This is a genomic window from Candidatus Poriferisodalis sp. (genome assembly GCF_965208895.1).
Taxonomy (GTDB): domain Bacteria; phylum Actinomycetota; class Acidimicrobiia; order Acidimicrobiales; family Poriferisodalaceae; genus Poriferisodalis.
Map to the genome: position 1 here is coordinate 2,511,792 of NZ_OZ242363.1, position 18,380 is coordinate 2,530,171.

Sequence of the window (18,380 nt, forward strand, 5' to 3'; positions counted from 1 at the left end):
ATTCCCTTGGTTGTTGACCTGTCGGTGCCCGATGCTCTCGGCTCTTGTTTGCCCATCTCATGTGGCAGGCTCACGGGCCGCTTCGGTCATGGCTTCGTCATGCGGCTCGGCTTCGGGCGCGCCGTATCCGCCTCCGCCGGGCGTGTGGATCTCCATCACGTCGCCTGCGGCAACCTCCACTCGGGCGCACCCAGCCAGCTCGGTCACCGTGCCGTCGGCGCGTTCGAGCAGATTGCGACCCAGCGCCCCGGCTTCGCCCCCGGCCACACCGAACGGGACGATCCGGCGGCGACTCGACAGCAGGTTCGCCGTCATCGCCTCGCCGAAGCGCAGACGTCGCACCACGCCGTCGCCCCCGCGATTCGCACCCCGCCCGCCGGACCCCCGGCGCACCTCGAACCGCTCCAGCAGCACCGGATGGCGCTGCTCGAGGATCTCGGGATCGGTGAGCCGGGTGTTGGTCATGTGGGTGTGCACCGCGTCGGCACCCCGGCGGCGAGCGGTAGCACCCGCTCCCCCGCAGATGGTCTCGTAGTACTGGTGGCGGTCGTTGCCCCAGATGAAGTTGTTCATGGTGCCCTGCGACGCCGCCACCACGCCGAGGGCGCCGAACAGCGCATCGGTGATCTGCTGGGAGGTCTCCACGTTGCCGGCGATGACCGCGGCCGGGGGATGGGGCGACAGCATCGAAGGATCGGGCACCACAAGCTCCAGCGGCCGCAAGCAGCCTGCGTTGAGCGGGATGGCATCGTCGACCATGCAGCGGAACACGTACAGCACCGCGGAACGGCACACCGCCACCGGGGCGTTGAAGTTGCCAGGGTGCTGGCCGCTGGTGCCGGTGAAGTCGACCACCGCACTGCGATTCGCAGAGTCCACCGAAATGCGGACGCAGATGACACTGCCGTCGTCGAGCTCGGCCCGGTAGCTGCCCCGGAAGTTGTCATTGCTGCCGAGCGCATCGATGACCCGCCGCACCATCTCCTCGGCGTTGTCGGCGACATGGCCCATGTAGGCATGGACTACTTCGAGGCCGTAGTAGTCCACGATGCGCGCCAGCTCGGCGGCGCCGCGCTCGCAGGCGGCGACCTGGGCGCGCAGGTCGGCGACGTTCTGGTCGGGGTTGCGGGCCGGCCACGGGCCGCTGGCAAGCACCTCGCGCACTGTCTCTTCGAGGAATCGGCCCTCGGCCACGATCTGCAGGTTGTCGAGGACGAGCCCCTCCTCGTCGATCGTGGTGGAGTCGGCCGGCGCCGAGCCCGGCACGCAGCCGCCGATGTCGGCGTGGTGGCCGCGGGATGCCACATAGAAGATGCGCTCGGTGCCCGATGCGTCGAAGACGGGCCGCACGACGGTCACGTCCGGCAGATGCGTGCCGCCGTTGTAGGGGTTGTTGAGCACGAAGACGTCGCCGGCCAGCATGGCTGGGTTCTGGGTGATCACCGTGCGGATCGATTCGCTCATCGAGCCGAGATGCACCGGCAAGTGCGGGGCGTTGGCCACCAGCCGGCCTTCGAGATCGAACAGCGCGCAGCTGAAATCGCGCCGTTCCTTGATGTTCACCGATACGGCCGTGTGCTCGAGCACGACACCCATCTGCTCGGCGATGTTCATGAACAGGTTGTTGAAGATCTCGAGCTGCACCGGGTCGACCGTGGTGCCGATGGCAACGCTCGACGGCCGTGCCGTGACACGTTCGAGCACGAGGTCGCCGCGGTCGGTGATCGTGCCCTGCCAACCCGGCTCGATCACCGTGGTGGCGTTGGGCTCGACGACGACCGCCGGGCCCGACACGACGGCACCGGGTGCCAGCGCTGTGCGATCCCAGAACGGGGTGTCGTAGGGGGCGCAGGTGTGCGGGGAGGGGCCATTGCGCGGTGATCCGTCGCCGAACTGGGCGGCGTCTGCGCTCATGTAGGTGGTGTGGGTGGCGAGCAGCGCGTCGCTGTCGTCAGCAGGCGGTGTTGCAGGAGGCGGATCGACGGCGCGGCCTCGCGCCTCGATGAGCAGCGCATCGACCACCAGCGCCGTTGCAGAGTTCGCCGATCCGGGCGGGCTGAAGCCGAACCTCGTGCGGTGTGCAGCTGCGAACGCCGCGGCCACCTCGTCGGCTGTGCTGAATGACCCCGCCGCCATGGCGGCCGTGCCCGACGACGCCGCCCCCACGGCGGCCGTGCCCGACGACGCCGCCCCCACGGCGGCCGTGCCCAGCGGCACCTCGAGCGAGGTGTCCGAGCCTCGGTACCGGACGGCGAGACGTCCGGTCACCTCGATCCGTTCGGGGGGCACACCTGCAGCGGCCACCGCGTCGGCGGCGGCGGGGCGTGCAGCAGCAAGTCGACGGTGCAGATCATCGATGAGCGCCTCGTCGAGGGGGGCTTCGACAGGCTCGGCGCGCAAGTCGGTCACATCGGCCAGCCCGATGCCCAGCGCGGAGAGCACCCCGGCGTGCGGGTGGATGAGGATCGTGGTGATGCCGAGCCGATCGGCCACCCGGCACGCATGCTGCCCGCCTGCTCCGCCGAAGCACACGAGCGTGTAGGCGGTGATGTCGTGACCGCGTTCGGTGCTGATCTTGCGGATCGCGTTGGCCATGTTCTCGGCTGCGATCTCGCCGTAGCCGAACGCCACCTCGGCGGTGCTGCGCCGCACACCGCTCGACTCCGCAATCGGCTCGGCCAGTTCGGCGATACCGGCGGCGGCGTCGATATCGAGCGGTTCGGTGCCGCTGGCGCCGAACACCGCAGGGAAGTACTCGGGCCGGATCACGCCGAGCACCGCGTTGGCATCGGTGACGGCCAACGGGCCGCCGTTGCCGTAGCAGGCCGGTCCGGGGTCGGCTCCAGCCGAGTCGGGACCTACCCGCAGGCGGCTGCCGTCGAAGGCCAGCACCGAACCGCCGCCGGCTGCCACCGTGTGCATATCGATGATCGGGGTACGCACGCGGATGCCCGCGACTTCGGTCTCGTTCGCCCGCTCGAACTCACCGGCGAAGTGCGAGACATCGGTCGATGTGCCGCCCATGTCGAATCCGATCAGCCGCTCGAAGCCGGCTGCCTGGGCGGTACGAGCCATACCCACGACACCGCTCGCCGGCCCCGACAGGAGCGCGTCACGCCCGGTGAAGCGCCGGGCATCGGCCAAGCCGCCGTTGGACTGCATGAACTGCAGCTGCGGATCGTCGCACTGCGCAGCGTTGCCGCTGCCGTCGCATTCCGCAGCCTTGCCGCTGCCGATCCTCGACGCCACCGCGTCGGCAGTACCGATTCTCGACGCCACCGCGTCGACGTAGCTCCGCAGGATCGGCGACAAGTAGGCGTCGGCCACGGTGGTGTCGCCCCGGGGAACCATCTTGACCAGAGGGTCAATCTCATGGCTGACCGAGACCTGGGTGAAGCCGATCTCGCGTGCAGCGGCGGCCAGCGCGGCCTCGTGGTCGGTGTGGCGATAGCCGTGTACCAGCACGATGGCCACCGCCTCCATGCCGCGCTCACGAGCCGCCTCCATACCCGCCGTGGCGGCCGGCAGATCCAGCGGGCACAGCACCGTGCCGTCGGCTGCGACACGCTCGTCGACTTCGAGCACCTCGGCATAGAGCATCTCGGGCAGGACGATGTCCAGCTTGAACAGGTGCGGGCGGGTCTGGTATCCGATGCGCAGCACGTCGCCGAACCCCGCAGTGGTGACGAACAAAGTCGGCACGCCGCGGCGCTGCAGCAGCGCGTTGGTGGCCACCGTGGTTCCCATCTTCACGGAGCGGATCCGTTCAGGCGGCAGCGGCTCATTCCGTGGCACATCCAGCAGGTCCGCGATGGCGGTCGTAGCGGCATCGTCGTAACGGCGCGGGTCCTCGCTGAGCAGCTTGTGCGTGACGAGGCTGCCGTCGGGCCGGCGAGCGACGACGTCGGTGAACGTGCCTCCGCGGTCGACCCAGAAATCCCAAGCGCCCGCCACGGTCTCCATGCCGTGAGCCTAGGTAGATGGCTGTTTGCGGCGCGAACGGAAACCTACGCCTTGGCTTTGCGGAATCGGGAGCCGTGCATGATGCTGCCGTAGTAGTTGAAAACCTGGCGGGCAGCGGGCTCATCGAAGGGGTAGTCCGCACCCATCTGGGTAGCCGCGGCGAGCCCGGTCACGAAGCAGGTCTCCTGGCTGTTGACCAGCGTGTGCGCCCCGCAGTGCCAACTGCGGCGCTTGCCCTGGATGAAGCGGAACAGCGGCACCAGCAGCGCCACATGGCGGACGTCATGCACGATGTGCTGGAACCACCAGCGCTTCACGACCTGATCGGGATCGATGGGAGTGATCGGGTTGTAGGTCACCAAGCAGGGCCGATCGGAACCGTGGGCCCACGGCTGCTGGTTACCCATGATGTAGGTGAGCTCGTAATTGTCTGGCCGTGCTCCGTACTGGGAGACGTGGTTGGTGCGCGTGGACAGGCACTGCACCTCGTCGTCGGGCAGGACTGAGGGGTCCGAGTGCACCGCCACATGGTTGTGGAGCTCGCTCTCGTAACGAACCGACGAGAGCAGGTAGCGCTCCAGCGTGGTGGGCTTGTCCAGCATCATCAGCGTCTGGTTCGCATTGGCGGCGAAGATGACGTCGTCGAACGATTCGCGGGCACCGCTTGCGTCTTCGATCACCACGCCGGATGGCTGGCGGTACACCTTGCGGATTGGACAGCTCAGGCGGATCTTGTCGGTGAAATCCGCGGACAGGTTCTCGTAGATGCGCCGGGTCCCCTGGTCCCAGGTCTGCATCGGCGTGGCGGACTCGATGTCGAAGAATTCCAGATATCTGGCAAACAGCGCTGCGGGCATGTCGAACACGTTCGTCGCCATCAGGAAGTTGACGAACATGGGCTTGAGCACCTTGTAGCGGAAGTCCGCCGAGAAGCCGCCCACGTTCAGCACGGTGCGCATGCTGATGTAGTTGAACGGGTTGAGGGCATTGAGGAGCTTCGAGCGGGCGCGGGTCAGTCGACCGAATGAGTGCAGGCGAGCGAGCAGGCGCTGGAACTTCGCGATCTCGGGGGCCAGCTCAGCCCTGATGTCGGAGTCGAAGTCGTGTGCGTAGGTGCCGCCCTGGTACTTCACGCTGTAGTTGAACTTGGTGTCGAACCGCTGGATGCCGAACCGCTCCAACAGCAGCAGCACGTGGTCGTACACCGACGGGATCAACGCCGTGACCGAGATGTCGAACGGGATCGTGCTGCCGTCGGCTTGGGGCATGTCGACCGTCACGGCGTTGCCGCCGAGCTGGGAGTTGGCTTCGAACAGAACGAAGTCGAACCGGTCGGGGTGATGGTTCAGCGCCCACGCGGCACCCAGCCCGGACATTCCCCCGCCGACGATCGCAACTCTGCGCTGGGTCATGGTGCTCCCGCCGCTCAGCGCGCTTGGAGGGACTCGAACCCCCAACCTTCTGATCCGTAGTCAGATGCTCTATCCAATTGAGCTACAAGCGCTGGTACTCACCGAGAACGGGCCGGCCGGCGGCCCGATGGCGCCCAAGCAGTCTAGGAGGAGGTGTCTGGAGGGCGAAAAGCCATTTCGGATTCTGACGCCCTCTCACCGCTGGTCGGACTGCTCAGCAGCGGCCAGCAGGCCAGCAGCGCGGGCTATCTCCGCCGGCGTGCGACCGAGCGCCTCGGCGGCCGCGACGACATCGGCCCATTCCGGCTTGACCCGATAGGGGCCGTGCTTGACAGAGATCGTGTACACGTCGACGTCGACGGTTGATGTGTGCCGCTCCAGCGCGGTGCGCACAACCGTGCGGGCGCGCAGCCCCAGCGTGCCGGTGAGCCGAGCGGTGAGATCAGCCAGCAGCGTCACGGCTTCGGGCTGGCACAGGACTGACAGGGTGTGCGCTGGGCGGCCCTTCTTCATCACGATCGGGATGGCCCAGGCGTCGAGCGCGCCGGCTGCCAGCAGCTCTTCGATCGCGTGACCCAGCACCTCGCCGGAGACATCGTCGAGGTTGGCGGCCAGCTCGACGAGCTCTTCGGTGGCATCGGCGCTCGCCATCTCGGCCATCGCCGCACCCAGCTGCCCCGATGGCTGCGCCGCCGACGTTTGGTTTGCCGTGCCGACGAGCACGCCGGTGACGTTCGGACGTCCGGGAGTGTCCCGGGTGCCTGCACCGAAACCGGTGCTGGTGAGCGTCATGGCCGGAGCGGGCCCGAAGTACTCAGCCAAGGCAGCAACGATGGCGGCGCCGGTGGGTGTCGTGAGCTCCATGTCGATGTCGACCCCGACGATCCGCCGGCCTGTCAATAGGTTCACCACCGCAGGCGGCGGGTTCGGCAGCACTCCGTGAGCTGCGTTGATGGTCCCCTTGCCCACCGCCACCGGCCCGCAGCACACCACGTCCACATCGAGCGATTCGAGTGCGGCGCACACGCCGACGATGTCCACGATGGCGTCCAGCGCACCGACTTCGTGAAAATGCACCTCGTCGGCCGCCATGCCGTGCACCTGGCCTTCGGCCGTAGCCAATGCCTCGAAGACTGCGAGTGCCCGCTGGCGGACCCGGTCGGTCAGCGGCGCTGCGACCAGGAGCTCGCGGATGTCGCGCCAACGCCGGTGATGGTGCCCCTCGGGCGCGTCAACGATCGCCCGCGTCGCCGCTAGCCCGTTCCGCCGCACGCGTTCGCTGCCCAGGCGCCAGCCATCGAGGGAGAGCAATTCCAGCTGAGCCGTCACGAAGTCCAGATCGGCACCGGCGTCCAGCAACGCCCCCAGCGCCATGTCGCCTGCGATGCCCGAGACCGGGTCGAACCACGCCACCGTGCCGTGAGTCCTGGGCAGCCCAGCAGCGCCGTCGGGACCGGCGTCAGCAAGCGTCGGCTCGCTCGCAGATGCGATCGGGGCACCTGCCGTCGGGGAGTCGTGCATCACACTGTGCCGCTGTTGGAGCCCGCAGCCAGATCCAGGATTCTCATGGCCGCCATCGCTGCGCCGAAACCATTGTCGATGCCCACCACCGTGATGCCCGCCGCACACGAGGCGTGCATGGCAAGCAGTGCCGTCACGCCGTCGAGCGCCGCTCCGTAGCCGGCACTGGTCGGCACTGCGATGACCGGTGCGGGCACCACGCCGGCCACAGCAGTGGCGAGCGCCCCCTCCATGCCTGCCACCACGATGACCACATCGGCCGATGCCAGCGTGTCGATCTCGGCCAGGAACCGATGCAATCCGGCGAGGCCGATATCGGTCACTGGCTCGGCGCTCACACCGAAAGCGCTCAGTACCGCTGCGGCTTCGGCGGCCACCGGACCGTCCGCCGTGCCCGCCGAGGCCACCACCACCCGTTCCGGTCGTGCGCCAGCAGCACGCCACACCACGGTCGCGAGATCAACCGGGTTCACGGTTTCGTCCGCGGCCTCGGGCTCCCGGTCCGCAGGTCGGTGCACCGCACCGCCTGGGCAGGCCGCCAGCGATGCCTCCGTTTGAGCGGGACTGGCCCTCGTCAGCAGCACCGGACCCGAACTGCCGCTCAGCATCTCGGCCACGATCCGGGCGCACTGGCTGGGCGACTTGCCTGGCCCGTACACCGCTTCGGGATGACCGGTCCGCAGTGACCGGTGGTGATCGATGCGGGCCCCTGCGACCTCGGCGTATGGCAACCGCCGCAGACGAGCCAGCGCTTCGTCTGCGGGCACCGTCCCGGCACGCACTCCGGCCAGCAGATCGGCGAGCTGTTGTACGTCCATCGCCTGCCGTTCTACCTCCTGGGTTGTTCGGTTGAACCCTCGCCTACCATCGAGGGCTCACGGACGTTGTGATTTTCTCGGCCAGCGCAGATTTCACGTATCAAACCTTTACAAATTGCTTGGTTTTGATACTTTGAACCCTGTGAATCCGCGGACTGTGACCCCCAGCAATCTCGCCGACTGGCTGATTGGGCAGGGGCGTCACTTCATTACTTCCCAAGAAGCAGCCAACTTGCTGAATGTTCAATCTCGTGGCGTATCGGCAAGTCTCAACCGCGCTCGCCAAGCGCACAAGGTGATTTCGGTCACCAAGACCGGCTGGGTGCCGGTACCGCCCGAATATCGAGATGCAGGTGCGCCGCCACCGCTGCACTACATCCACCCGCTCATGAACCACCTCGGTCACCCGTACTACGTGGGCTTCCTCTCCGCCGCTGCCCTGCACGGTGCCGCCCACCACCCTCCAATGATCCTTCAAGTAGTGACGACCGCACGCCTACGAGACCGGCAAATCGGCGGCAGCCACATCAGCTTCATCCAGCGCGCAGCCACCGCCCAACGCGCGACACAACTGACCAACACAGCGACTGGACGCGTCTCGATCTCCACATCAGCCACGACTGTGTTGGACCTCGCGGACTCGCCGGAACGAGGTGGGGGCATCTCGAACGTCGCGACCGTCATCGGTGATCTCCTCATCTCTCGTCTGCTCGATTTGGATGCCTTGCCCGCTGCAGCGTCCGGATTCCCGACCGCAGCCGTCCAACGCGCGGGCTATCTGTTGCAGCTGATGGCGGCGGAGATGGGCGTCGAAGACTCGGCCACCGCAGTGCTCGAAGAGCTGTCTCAAGTGGTGCGTTCCGAATGGGCACCCTTGGCCCCCGGAGCGGACTGGGTGGGCGAACGTGATGACCGTTGGCGCGTCGTGCTCAATACCGAGGTGGAGCACGATCTGTGATTCCGCAAGCCGACATTGCCCGCTGGAGAACGCAGGTCCCGTGGGTCAGCGCCGAGAACGTCGAGCAGGATCTCATACTCTCCCGACTGATCGTCGAGATCGCGCAACACCCACTGCTGGGCAGTGGACTGGTCTTCCGAGGTGGGACCTGCCTGCACAAGCTCTGGTTCGATCGGCCGTGGCGCTACAGCGAAGACCTTGACTACGTCCGTCCGAGCACAGGCGGCGTTGGCGGCATTCTGAATGGCGTTCGGGAGATCGCTGAGTCCGTCGGATTCGATGACGTACGCACCGCCATCGGCATGCATCACAAAGTACGGCTTCGTGCACGCTTCGAGAGTGGCGGCCCCTTCCACATCAAGGTTGAAATCAATACGTTCGAGGGCTCACCAGCGAGGCCGGCCGTCACCAAGGAGTACGTCGTTGACAGCCCATGGTTTCGGGGAGTCGCGGAAATACCCACGTTCTGTGCGCCTGAATTGATCGCGACGAAAATCCGGGCGCTGTATCAGCGCAGAAAAGGCCGTGACCTCTTCGATCTCTGGCTCGCCGTCAACCATCTCGGAATCGATCCTGCGGAGATTGCGGCCTGCTTTGCCACATACCGTCCGGACGGCTGGACAGTGGCCCTGGCCATAGACAATCTCGACCAAAAGATTGAGAATCCGGAATTCGTAGCGGATCTCGCTCCCTTGGTTGCCGAGTGGCCAGCGGGCTATTCCATCGACGCAGGACATGCTGTGGCGGAAGCCGTCATCCACGCGATCGAGGCTCTCGACGGGTCATGAGCGTCAGGCGCTGGCCGTATCCTGCCCCGATGGCTACCGTCGGCCCTTCATCGGGCATTCCGAGCGTGCCTCCCTCGACGCGGATCGGCTACATGGGTCCGCACGGCACGTTCACCGAAGCCGCGCTGGCCACGCAGCCCGACCTCTGGCAGTGCGATCTCACACCGCTCATCTCGGTCCCCGAGGTGCTCTCTGCGCTCGACGACGGGGCCGTCGACTACGGCTTCGTGCCGGTCGAGAACGCCATCGAAGGTGCCGTCAACGTCACCCAGGACGCGCTCGCGTTCGACTTCGACTTCCTGATCCAGCGCGAGGTCGTGGTGAACGTCCAGCTCGACCTGATGGCGCTTCCCGGTACAGCCACCGCAGACGACCTCTCGGCGATCCACACGGTGATGTCGTTCCCCGTGGCCATCGCCCAGTGCCGGGCGTTCCTGCACGGTCAGCTGCCCGATGCTGAGATCGAAGCGGCCACTTCGACGGCCCTCGCAGCCCGGCGCATCGGCGAAGAGCAGTTGGCTGGCGTGGCCGCGATCGCCAGCCCCGCTGCCGCGGAGATCTACGGCCTCGAAACCGTCACAGAATCGATCGAGGACCACCGCGACAATCAGACCCGCTTCCTGCTGCTCGCAAATGGTCAGGTGCCACCTGCCAGCGGCAACGACAAGACCAGCATCGTGGTGTTCCAGCAGCAGAACGAGCCGGGCAGCCTGCTCGGGATCCTCATGGAGTTCGAGGCGCGCCGGCTGGACCTGTCCCGGCTGGAATCGCGCCCGACCCGGCGCGGCCTCGGCGAGTACTGCTTTTTGGTCGACTTCGAGGGCCACATCTCCGACGAAGTGGTGGCGGACTGCCTGCGCGCGCTCAAGATGAAGCAGCGCGACGTCAAGTTTCTCGGCTCGTTCCCCGCCGCGAACGGCAACTCCTCGGGCCGCGAGCGCGTCAGCGAGGAAGCCTGGGCCTCATCAGACGACTGGCTGAAGTCACTCCGCCGCCTCATCGTTTGACCACCGCCGGTTGTGACTGAAGGGCGAGGGGATCTCTTCCGGCCAGCTGAGTTCCCGCTGTCGGCGAACTACGACGCGGACTGGGTGCTGGACAACATGATGGGGCCGAACGCGCTGTGGCTGACGGAGTCCTTGGCCGGGTGCATGGAACTCGATTCGGAGATGCGCGTCCTGGACCTGGGTTGCGGCAAAGCTCTCAGCTCCATCTTCCTGGCGAAGGAGTACGGGGCGCAGGTGTGGGCAGCAGACCTGCGGATTGACCCGGATCGTGGCACGTCGAAACGAACGGCCTGCCGCTCGCCTGGACGACGAGCGCTGAAAGTTCGCGCCGAACTCGCGAGGTTGGGGTGGGCTACACCCAGGGGCAGTTGGAGTTGCGGTCGCCGAAGGTGCCGCCGGTGCGGTAGCGGTCGAGCGTGAACGGCTTGAGCTCGTCGGGCTTGTCGCCGTGCACCATCATCTCGGCGGTCAGCTTGCCCACGCCGATCATCTTGAACCCGTGGTTGGAATCCGCGATCACCCAGGCGTTGTCGGCCACGTAGTCGAACACCGGCACGTTGTCGGGGGTGAAGGCCCCGATGCCGCCATTGCGACGCTCCTTGAAGTACGGCCGCAGGTCTTCGAGGCGCTTGAAGAGCATGCCCAGCGTTGCGCAGTAGTAGTCGGCGAACCACTCCTCGGCCTGGTACTCGTCGTTCAGGTGGCCGTAAGGCTCCACTGCGGCCCGCGGCCCGATCTTGATCGGGATCGTCCCTCCCTGCAGGCCGGGGGCGCCCACCCGCTCCGCGGCGTAACGCGTGTAGGTGTAGAAGTGGTCCTTGAGGAACCGGCCGTCGGGCGAGTACACGGGCGTGTTCATGAGCTCCACGTGCAGCACCGGCGAGTCCTTGTGCTGCGCGGTGCGAAAGTCGACGCCAGGGGGCAGCAAGACCTCGCCCTCCAGCAATCGCCAGTAGGTCCACATGTCCATCTGGGATTCGACGTGGCCGTCGGGGTACACGACGTCGAGGTGGCTCGGGCCACCCAGCCACTCCCAGTGGGTCGGCGTCCACGCCCCTGCACCCACAACGACCTGCTCGCAGGCGATCGAACCCTGGGTGGTCTCGACCGCGGTGACCGAGCCTGAATTGTCGAACTCGTAGCCGGTCACGGTGACGCCGTACACGCGCTGCACGCCCCACTGCCGGCACTTCTGGTCGAGGCCCCACACCGCCATGTGTGTGCCTGCGTACCCAGAGCGATGCTCGTGCAGCACCACGTCGCAGTTCTCGGTCTTGAAGTCGGGCCACAGGTTGGTGAGGAAGGCACGGGCCTCCGCACCGGTGAAGACGTCGGAGGGATAGCCGCTCGCAGCCTGGGACGCCTGGAGCTTCAGGTAGTCATCGATCTGGTTCGCCTCGCCGACCGAGACGTAGCCGACCTGCTGGAAGCCGAAGTTCACCGGGTCGGATTCCCACACCTCCACGCTGGCTCGCAGGATCGCGTGCAGCGGCCCAGTCATGTACATGTTTCGGACGCAGCCGCAAGCCAGCCCGGTGGCACCAGCGCCGGGGCCCTGCTTGTCGATCAGCACCACGTCGCTGCCCGAGCCCTTGCCGGTGCGCTCGAGGTACATGGCCAGGTGGTAGGCGCTCGACAGCCCGTGCACGCCGGCGCCGACCACCACGAACCGAGCGTGGCTCGGCAGCGGCACAGCGTCGAACACCGGCACGACGGCCGGATTGGCGGCCTGCCCGTCGACCTCAGGCGGCAAGGGCCGGTTGGCAAATGGGTACCACTGGTTGTGCCCTGTCGGATTGGGGATTTCGGAATTGGGGATTGCTCTGGTCATGTCTCTTCCTTTTTCTGCAACTTCAAGTCGGATCCTCTGCGGACGGGAGTCGATAATCGGCGCCCAAGGTCCGCCGGATCAACGGAACGGCGAGCCGGTCCGCAAGGTGGTGACGGCGGGGTGCGTCCAAGATGGTCACCTGAACCGGACCACCGTTGGTGAGCTGTTCAATATCTATTGTGATCTATTGTGCCCGCGAGCTGCCTGTAGCTTTCACCGGCACTGCGGCGGCTTCCCTGTCGGGGCAGCATTCCTTCTCGAACACCGGGCATGCCCGAGCGGCGACAGAGATTGGCGAGCGGCCGCTCTGGGTCGCAGAGCAACTCGACATCACACGGAGCAATCGTCCGGCTGACTCCAAAATGATGAGCGCAACCGTCGGCGTCTGCCAGCAACCACGCCTCGGCCATCGCCACGCTGAAATCCGTTGAGACCTGCCGTGGCCGATAGGTACGCTGCGGCCTATGGCCACGGTTGTTCACCTGCCCGACGACGTTGCGGCCGTCGTCGCAGAACGCGCAGGCGAGCGCGGTGTCACAGCCTCTGAGTTCATCTGCGAGCTCGTCGATCGAGCGGACCGGCGGCGAGCCCTCGAGGCGTTCATAGGCGGAGCCGATGAGCCCGTTCGCGAGCCCTTCGACATACATCGCGCCCGCGAGCGACTGGCAGACGAACTCCTCGGAGAGCATCAGGCGATCAGCGAGGAATTTGATCAACGCCGAGTTCAGCCCTCCAAGCGTTCGCTCGGCCTCGACTGAGCCTTCGTGTTGATTGTCGACACGAGCGTGCTGTTCGAGGCGCGCAGCCGATGAGGCGCTGGTGCCTGTAGTGCTGGCGCCGGTGGCGCGTCGCCCAACGAGCTGCGCAGTCTCCCAGCGAGTAGCGCCACCGAGGCGCTTCATCTCGCGACCGGCAACCCTCGAGTCGGGAACCGTTGCGTTGCCGCCCAGCACATAACCGCCCTTGTCTGCGGCGGCGAGCCGTGCCCGCTGATCGGCAGGCATGTCGCCGCCAAGGGGTCCAGCAAGGATTCAGCCGGTAGCCGGACAAACTCGTCATCCCGCGCCGATTCGACGTCCGCTCGGGCTTAGGCGGGCACCGATTCGCGAGCGTCCTGCACCTGTTGGCTGTGCCGTGTCAGCATCGTCGTCGACCGAGTCGACATCGCGGTGCGACGGCCAGCGGCCGCACCCGACAGTTTGCGCCACTGCGCACCCAGCGCCGCCCCGGCGTCGTGAACGATGTCGAAGACTTCGATATCGGTTTCGGAAGTCGCTACTGGACGCAGCAGCTCGAACGTGATCTCGATCTCGCCGTCTTCTGCATCCCCGGAAACCACAGGGTCAATGACGCGGTCGTCACCGAGCAGGTGCTCCATGAGATCGCTCACGAATGTGCACACTTCGTCGTAGGTCAACGGCCTCGCACCGCTTTCGTCCTCGTGCACGATGCCGATCTTGCAGGTTGCCTCGGTGCGTGATCCGCTCATCCCCACTCCTCGGTCGTCTTGCAGTTCCTCATTTGGGCTCTTGTGTTTCGAAGGCTGCGATGGTCTGACGGCGTAGCGGACACGGCCACGATGTGCTTGCCGCACTCAGCCGGACAGTACAAAGCAAAGTGTCTCTTAGTTTTCTTGATGCGCCAACCGCGGTCTTCCGCTCGCCGGAATAGCCGCTCGTAGTCCCGGTTCGGGTGTCGAGGCCGATCGCTTGCCATGAGCGGCTGACGCTAAAGCGTAGGTGGCGTCCCGTCGCCAGAATTTTCCGCTCAAGCCAGATGCACCCCGACCGCTGGCTCTCACCCGGGCTCGCCGCAGCCAATCACCTGCTCACCGCCGAGGCCTTGGTGCCCGCAGTGGAAACAGCCACCGGCTCCCTGGCCTGAGAAAGCTCAGCGTGTTGCGGAGGGAGGGGGATTCGAACCCCCGGAGGCTTGCGCCTCAACGGTTTTCAAGACCGTCGCAATCGTCCACTCTGCCACCCCTCCGCAGGCCAACCTAGCGGCGCGCATCTGCGGGATCGACAGGCAAGGGGATCGCAGAAGCCCGCTGCGTGGGGCTATCTTGAGTCGGCGCGGCCGCCGCCTTCGGGCTGGTCGTGCATGGAGAGGTGGCCGAGTCAGGTTGAAGGCGCTTCCCTGCTAAGGAAGTAACTGCCGCAAGGTGGTTCGTGGGTTCGAATCCCACCCTCTCCGCATCCGTGGTGCCCTCGAGAACAGGGCCATCGACAGGGCCGGACACTGCGTTAGCCGGTGATGGTGGCGGTGGCTGTGGCTGAGTAGTTCGCGGCGCCGATGGTGTACACGACGTGGAACGTGACCGACGTGTTGACCCCGGCGGTGGGCACGTTGACGGTCGCGTCGGTGTCGCCGCTGGCGATGCCGACGGTGCGGACGCTGTCGAAGTCGGCACCGTAGGCGACGAAATAATAGACGGTGACAGCGCCGGTGGAGCGGCAGCTGAGGCTGATCACGAACTCCAGGTCGTCGCCTCGTCGTGCTGCGGCGTCGGCGACGGACACCCTCGGTTTGCCGGTGCATGCCGCGACGGCGGGTTCGGGCGGCGGGTCGTCGTCGTCGAGGATCTGCGCGGTCTGTGTCGGCTGCTGTCCGATGGTGTAGCCGCTGCCCGCAGCGATGGTGGCGGTGATCGATCCGTCGGGCTCGTCGATGCTGTCGTCGGCGGTGGCGACGGTGAGGGGCGCCGCGGTGGCGCCTTGGGGGATCGTCACCGTCTGTGTGCCTGTCGTGGCGCCCCAGTCGCCGGTCGCGCTGACCGCCACGTTCACGTCGAGATCGGCCGCTGCCGGCGCCGAAGCGGTGACGGTGAAGGCTGCGGCGGTTCCTTCGGTGCCGCCCGACGCTGCGGTGATGTCGATCTGCGGCGGCGGTTCGTCGCTGTCGACGATCACCACGGTGGTCGAACCGTCCGCGCGCTCGACGCCGTCGGGACCCCACGAGATGCCCATATTCACGCCGTCGGTGCTGCCGTTCAGCGTCGCCGCCCGGCTGCCGGTGCCATAGGACACGGTGATCTCGTGATCGGCCCAGTCGCTGTCAGCCACAGCAGTCAACGCCAACTCGACGCGTTGGTCGCCCGGGCCGAAGGTCACCTCGAAGTCGTTCGCGAACGCCGCGTCGGGATCGTTGAGGTCGCGCATCGTCCATTGGGCGCCTTCGTCGCCGCCGGTCACGCTCAACGGCACCGTGAGCGTCTCCCACGACCGCAGCGTGCGCGTCAGCCCGATGTTGAGCCCGGCCTGGTTGCCGTAGCCGGCGCCGTTCTCGTCGATCGAGGTCGCGAAGAAGATCATGTACACCGTCAACGGATCCACATCGTCATCAGCCACCCCCACCGCAGCCGAGCCGTGGACAGCGGAGACCGTGTAGCCCGAGTCCGCGCCGGGCGCGTCCAACGTCACCGACACCGAGCCGTCGGCCTCGTCCACGCTGTCATCGACGGTGGGCACCGTCAGCGTCGCTGTCGCGGCGCCAGCGGCGAAGCTGACTGTCTGCGGGCCGGCTGCGGCGCCCCAGTCGCCCTGCGACGACACCGTCACAGACACATCGAGACCAGCGGTCGGCGGCGGATCCGCGGTCAGCGTGAACACCGCGTCGCCTCCCTCGGTCACATCCGGACCGGCGGCGATGCTCACCACCGGCACCGTCACCGGCGCAGAATCGCCCTCGTCTGGCACGGGGGCGTCCTGAGGCACCGGAGCGTCCTGGGGCGTGGAACCGTCACCTGGTGAGGGCGCATCGTCCGCTGCCGGGGCCTTCGCGGCCTCCAGCGCCGTCAGCTCGGCTACGACCTCGTCCCATACCGGGCTGCTGTGGGTGTCGGCCATCTGCTGAGCCTGCTCCGCTGTCATCGCGCCCCCGGCGACGCCAGCCGCGTCGAGCACCCCGAACGCGGCCAGCACCCGCTGCCAGCGATTCACATGCGCCGAGCCGTGATGGGTCTGCGAAGCCAGATACTCCACCTTCGCCACCACAGCAGGATCGACCGCGTAACCCTGCGGCGCCGCATCACTCGCATCCCCATCAGCGTCAGCGACTGGCTCGTCCGCAGCGCCGCCGTCCGCGTCAGTGTCGTCGCTGTCACCGTCACCGTCGTCGCTGACGGGCACCACCACGATCGTGATCCCCCCCGACCGCTGCGCCACCGGATCCAGCGGACAGTACGGCTCACCGTCAGCAGTGTCGATCCCCGGCTTGTCCGCGCAATACTTCAGCACCGGATACTGCGACGACGACCCGAAATCCCACGGATCATCACCCGCGCCGCCGAAATCGCCGTCAGCACCCACATCGACATTCCAGTCCGCGTAGATGCCCGCATAACCCGTCGGCGCCTGCAACTGCGCAGTCGTGTAACCCGTCCCGAACCCCGGGCTGGTGGCCTGACCCGTGGCCTCGGTATCCCAGTAATTCGAGCCTTCTGCAGGCGGGACTTTCGAGTTGTTGATCCGGCCACCCAGCCCGCCGACGCCGTTGGCTCCCTGCGGCGCCGAAACCCGTCCGGTTGCATAGCTGGCACGCGGCCAGTCGACCGGCAAGGGGTACCACATCGTTCCGAGCAGGCCGCCGACAGACTTCACTAACGCTCCGCGTGCCATGCATACGGAGGTTCCGACGGCGGTCACCGAACCGGTCGCATAGGCCGCCCGGACGTGGCCGACGACCCGCTGCCCGATGAACCCACCCCCTTTACAGCGTGCCGTCACGCTGCCGGTGGCGTAGCTCGCAACAGCACCGGAGCCGTTGAGCATGCCGACCAATCCGCCCACCAGCGCCTCGCCCGACACGTCGCCGGTGGCGTAACTCTCGATCACAAAGCTGTCGTTCCAACTCGACCCGACCAGGCCCCCAACATTGGACCCGGTGCCGGTCACGTCGACATCGGACCAGGCACCGCTGAGGTGGGCCCGCTCCACCGAGCCTGCCAGCGCCCCCACACGCTGGTTGCCTCGCACCCCGCTGTCAGGGTTGAGGGCGGGCAGGCCGACATTGCGCACATGCGCCCCTGGGCCGACATAGCCGAACAGCCCCACGTACCGACGATCAGGGTCGTCGATGAACAGGTTCGCAATCGTGCGGCCGTTGCCCTCGAACACCCCGGTGAACATGCGAGCACGAGGATTCGGCCGGTCCCCCAAGTAGCTGGTCCTTACATGGTCGGCGAAGCGCTCATCCGCGCCTTCGTCGCGGATCGCCTCCCCACCCATCAACGGAAACCAGCCCTTGCCGCCGTTCCAGAAGGCGTCGCCTGCGTCGGCCTGCCCGTTCGCGTTCGTGTCGAAGTCCAAGTCGGCGACGAGCTCATAGCCCGAACAACCATCAGACGGGCAGCCCATCCCCGCCGCCGCATCGGGGAACGCTGCCGCATGCTTCGCGGCCCCGTCGGGGTCATGACCGGTGCGGCCGTGTTGATCAGGCGGATACACATCAGCGGCACCGTCGCCGTCGAGATCCCACCGGATCGCGTTCAACTGCGCCAAGCCCGAAACCTCGATCAACCCGTCATCGTCCGCGTCGTAATCCACCGCCGAAGGGGGATCTTGCGCCCACGCCGGACCAGCCGACACCGGCACCACCAGCCCAGCCGCCAACACCGAAACCACAGCAGCAGCCGCCCAACGCCGCCAAGCCCTCGACCGCCGCGGCACCGCCCGACGGCCATCCCCAGCAGAACCCGAACCGCTGCCCCGGCCCCGATCAGTCCCTCCTGCCACCATGACCACCGTCCCTTGGCGCTGCTGTGTCGCATCGGACGGGACCGCGCCACGATCCCGTCACGATCACCTAACACTAGGCAAGCAAACACCGGTGTACGCGACGCCCCTCGACACGCCACAACAGCAGCGCCACGGCGCAGACGGGCGCTTCAAGCCGCGAGCAGACCCAGCGGGTGTCGTCGAAGGGTCACGAGCGTCACGGGGTGCGCCAGTTCCACGGTCGCTACTCAGTCGGCGACGACGACGATCTGCGGGGCGTCACACGGGCAACCAAGTCCGCGCCGAAAACCTCGCACGACGGAGACGGCCCGCCACCCCCAAGACCGCATGACCAACCCGCGCAAACG

Annotated in this window: 11 protein-coding genes and 3 tRNA genes; 4 read left to right on the forward strand and 10 right to left on the reverse strand. The window is 66.8% G+C overall.

The features are described from left to right. Nucleotides 1-57: 57 nt before the first annotated feature. The 5 genes from ACOGJB_RS11330 to larB form a co-directional block, all read right to left on the reverse strand. Entirely contained in the window at nucleotides 58-3,963 is a 3,906-nt protein-coding gene (locus ACOGJB_RS11330) for a hydantoinase B/oxoprolinase family protein (RefSeq protein WP_419837242.1), read from the reverse strand. 44 nt (nucleotides 3,964-4,007) lie between these two features. Beyond that, a complete protein-coding gene (locus ACOGJB_RS11335; RefSeq protein ID WP_419837243.1) occupies nucleotides 4,008-5,375 on the reverse strand; it encodes an FAD-dependent oxidoreductase in 1,368 nt (455 codons plus the stop codon). 18 nt (nucleotides 5,376-5,393) lie between these two features. After that, a tRNA-Arg gene (locus ACOGJB_RS11340) sits at nucleotides 5,394-5,467 on the reverse strand. Between the two features lie 103 nt (nucleotides 5,468-5,570). Then, nucleotides 5,571-6,896 (reverse strand): nickel pincer cofactor biosynthesis protein LarC, encoded by a 1,326-nt coding sequence (gene larC, locus ACOGJB_RS11345; protein ID WP_419840724.1) that lies wholly within the window; start codon nucleotides 6,894-6,896, stop codon nucleotides 5,571-5,573. Beyond that, nucleotides 6,896-7,714 carry a nickel pincer cofactor biosynthesis protein LarB gene (gene larB / locus ACOGJB_RS11350; protein WP_419837244.1) on the reverse strand — a complete coding sequence of 273 codons (819 nt, stop codon included), beginning with the start codon at nucleotides 7,712-7,714 and terminating at the stop codon, nucleotides 6,896-6,898. Before larB ends, larC begins: the two co-directional genes overlap by 1 nt. A 142-nt stretch (nucleotides 7,715-7,856) precedes the next feature. On the opposite strand from larB, the gene ACOGJB_RS11355 reads away from it, so the two are divergent. The 3 genes from ACOGJB_RS11355 to pheA are packed head-to-tail and all read left to right on the forward strand — an operon-like array spanning nucleotide 7,857 to nucleotide 10,467. Then, nucleotides 7,857-8,672: a type IV toxin-antitoxin system AbiEi family antitoxin domain-containing protein gene (locus ACOGJB_RS11355; protein ID WP_419837245.1), complete on the forward strand. Its 816-nt coding sequence runs from the start codon at nucleotides 7,857-7,859 to the stop codon at nucleotides 8,670-8,672. After that, nucleotides 8,669-9,460 (forward strand): nucleotidyl transferase AbiEii/AbiGii toxin family protein, encoded by a 792-nt coding sequence (locus tag ACOGJB_RS11360; protein ID WP_419837246.1) that lies wholly within the window; start codon nucleotides 8,669-8,671, stop codon nucleotides 9,458-9,460. Before ACOGJB_RS11355 ends, ACOGJB_RS11360 begins: the two co-directional genes overlap by 4 nt. Before the next feature lie 29 nt (nucleotides 9,461-9,489). Next, nucleotides 9,490-10,467 (forward strand): prephenate dehydratase, encoded by a 978-nt coding sequence (gene pheA / locus ACOGJB_RS11365; protein ID WP_419837247.1) that lies wholly within the window; start codon nucleotides 9,490-9,492, stop codon nucleotides 10,465-10,467. A 352-nt stretch (nucleotides 10,468-10,819) separates the two neighbouring features. Here pheA and ACOGJB_RS11370 read toward each other — a convergent pair whose 3' ends face one another. The 4 genes from ACOGJB_RS11370 to ACOGJB_RS11385 all read right to left on the reverse strand — a co-directional run bounded on the left by ACOGJB_RS11370 (nucleotide 10,820) and on the right by ACOGJB_RS11385 (nucleotide 14,284). Further along, the gene (locus tag ACOGJB_RS11370) at nucleotides 10,820-12,298 is read right to left on the reverse strand and encodes an NAD(P)/FAD-dependent oxidoreductase (protein WP_419837248.1); all 1,479 of its coding nucleotides are present in this window, start codon (nucleotides 12,296-12,298) and stop codon (nucleotides 10,820-10,822) included. Between the two features lie 167 nt (nucleotides 12,299-12,465). Beyond that, nucleotides 12,466-13,302 (reverse strand): hypothetical protein, encoded by an 837-nt coding sequence (locus tag ACOGJB_RS11375; RefSeq protein WP_419837249.1) that lies wholly within the window; start codon nucleotides 13,300-13,302, stop codon nucleotides 12,466-12,468. Between the two features lie 83 nt (nucleotides 13,303-13,385). Further along, nucleotides 13,386-13,787 carry a hypothetical protein gene (locus ACOGJB_RS11380; RefSeq protein ID WP_419837250.1) on the reverse strand — a complete coding sequence of 134 codons (402 nt, stop codon included), beginning with the start codon at nucleotides 13,785-13,787 and terminating at the stop codon, nucleotides 13,386-13,388. Between the two features lie 412 nt (nucleotides 13,788-14,199). After that, nucleotides 14,200-14,284 (reverse strand) — tRNA-Ser (locus tag ACOGJB_RS11385). Between the two features lie 116 nt (nucleotides 14,285-14,400). On the opposite strand from ACOGJB_RS11385, the gene ACOGJB_RS11390 reads away from it, so the two are divergent. Beyond that, nucleotides 14,401-14,491 (forward strand) — tRNA-Ser (locus ACOGJB_RS11390). A gap of 50 nt (nucleotides 14,492-14,541) precedes the next feature. Here ACOGJB_RS11390 and ACOGJB_RS11395 read toward each other — a convergent pair. Then, nucleotides 14,542-18,033 carry a hypothetical protein gene (locus tag ACOGJB_RS11395; RefSeq protein WP_419837251.1) on the reverse strand — a complete coding sequence of 1,164 codons (3,492 nt, stop codon included), beginning with the start codon at nucleotides 18,031-18,033 and terminating at the stop codon, nucleotides 14,542-14,544. Nucleotides 18,034-18,380 lie beyond the last annotated feature (347 nt).

Excerpts from the sequence above, each read along its gene's own strand:
- ACOGJB_RS11330 (WP_419837242.1), bottom strand. The coding sequence starts at position 3,963 with ATGGAGACCGTGGCGGGCGCTTGGGATTTCTGGGTCGACCGCGGAGGC.
- ACOGJB_RS11335 (WP_419837243.1), bottom strand. The coding sequence starts at position 5,375 with ATGACCCAGCGCAGAGTTGCGATCGTCGGCGGGGGAATGTCCGGGCTG.
- larC (WP_419840724.1), bottom strand. The coding sequence starts at position 6,896 with ATGCACGACTCCCCGACGGCAGGTGCCCCGATCGCATCTGCGAGCGAG.
- larB (WP_419837244.1), bottom strand. The coding sequence starts at position 7,714 with ATGGACGTACAACAGCTCGCCGATCTGCTGGCCGGAGTGCGTGCCGGG.
- pheA (WP_419837247.1), top strand. The coding sequence starts at position 9,490 with ATGGCTACCGTCGGCCCTTCATCGGGCATTCCGAGCGTGCCTCCCTCG.
- ACOGJB_RS11370 (WP_419837248.1), bottom strand. The coding sequence starts at position 12,298 with ATGACCAGAGCAATCCCCAATTCCGAAATCCCCAATCCGACAGGGCAC.
- ACOGJB_RS11375 (WP_419837249.1), bottom strand. The coding sequence starts at position 13,302 with ATGCCTGCCGATCAGCGGGCACGGCTCGCCGCCGCAGACAAGGGCGGT.
- ACOGJB_RS11380 (WP_419837250.1), bottom strand. The coding sequence starts at position 13,787 with ATGAGCGGATCACGCACCGAGGCAACCTGCAAGATCGGCATCGTGCAC.
- ACOGJB_RS11395 (WP_419837251.1), bottom strand. The coding sequence starts at position 18,033 with ATGGTGGCAGGAGGGACTGATCGGGGCCGGGGCAGCGGTTCGGGTTCT.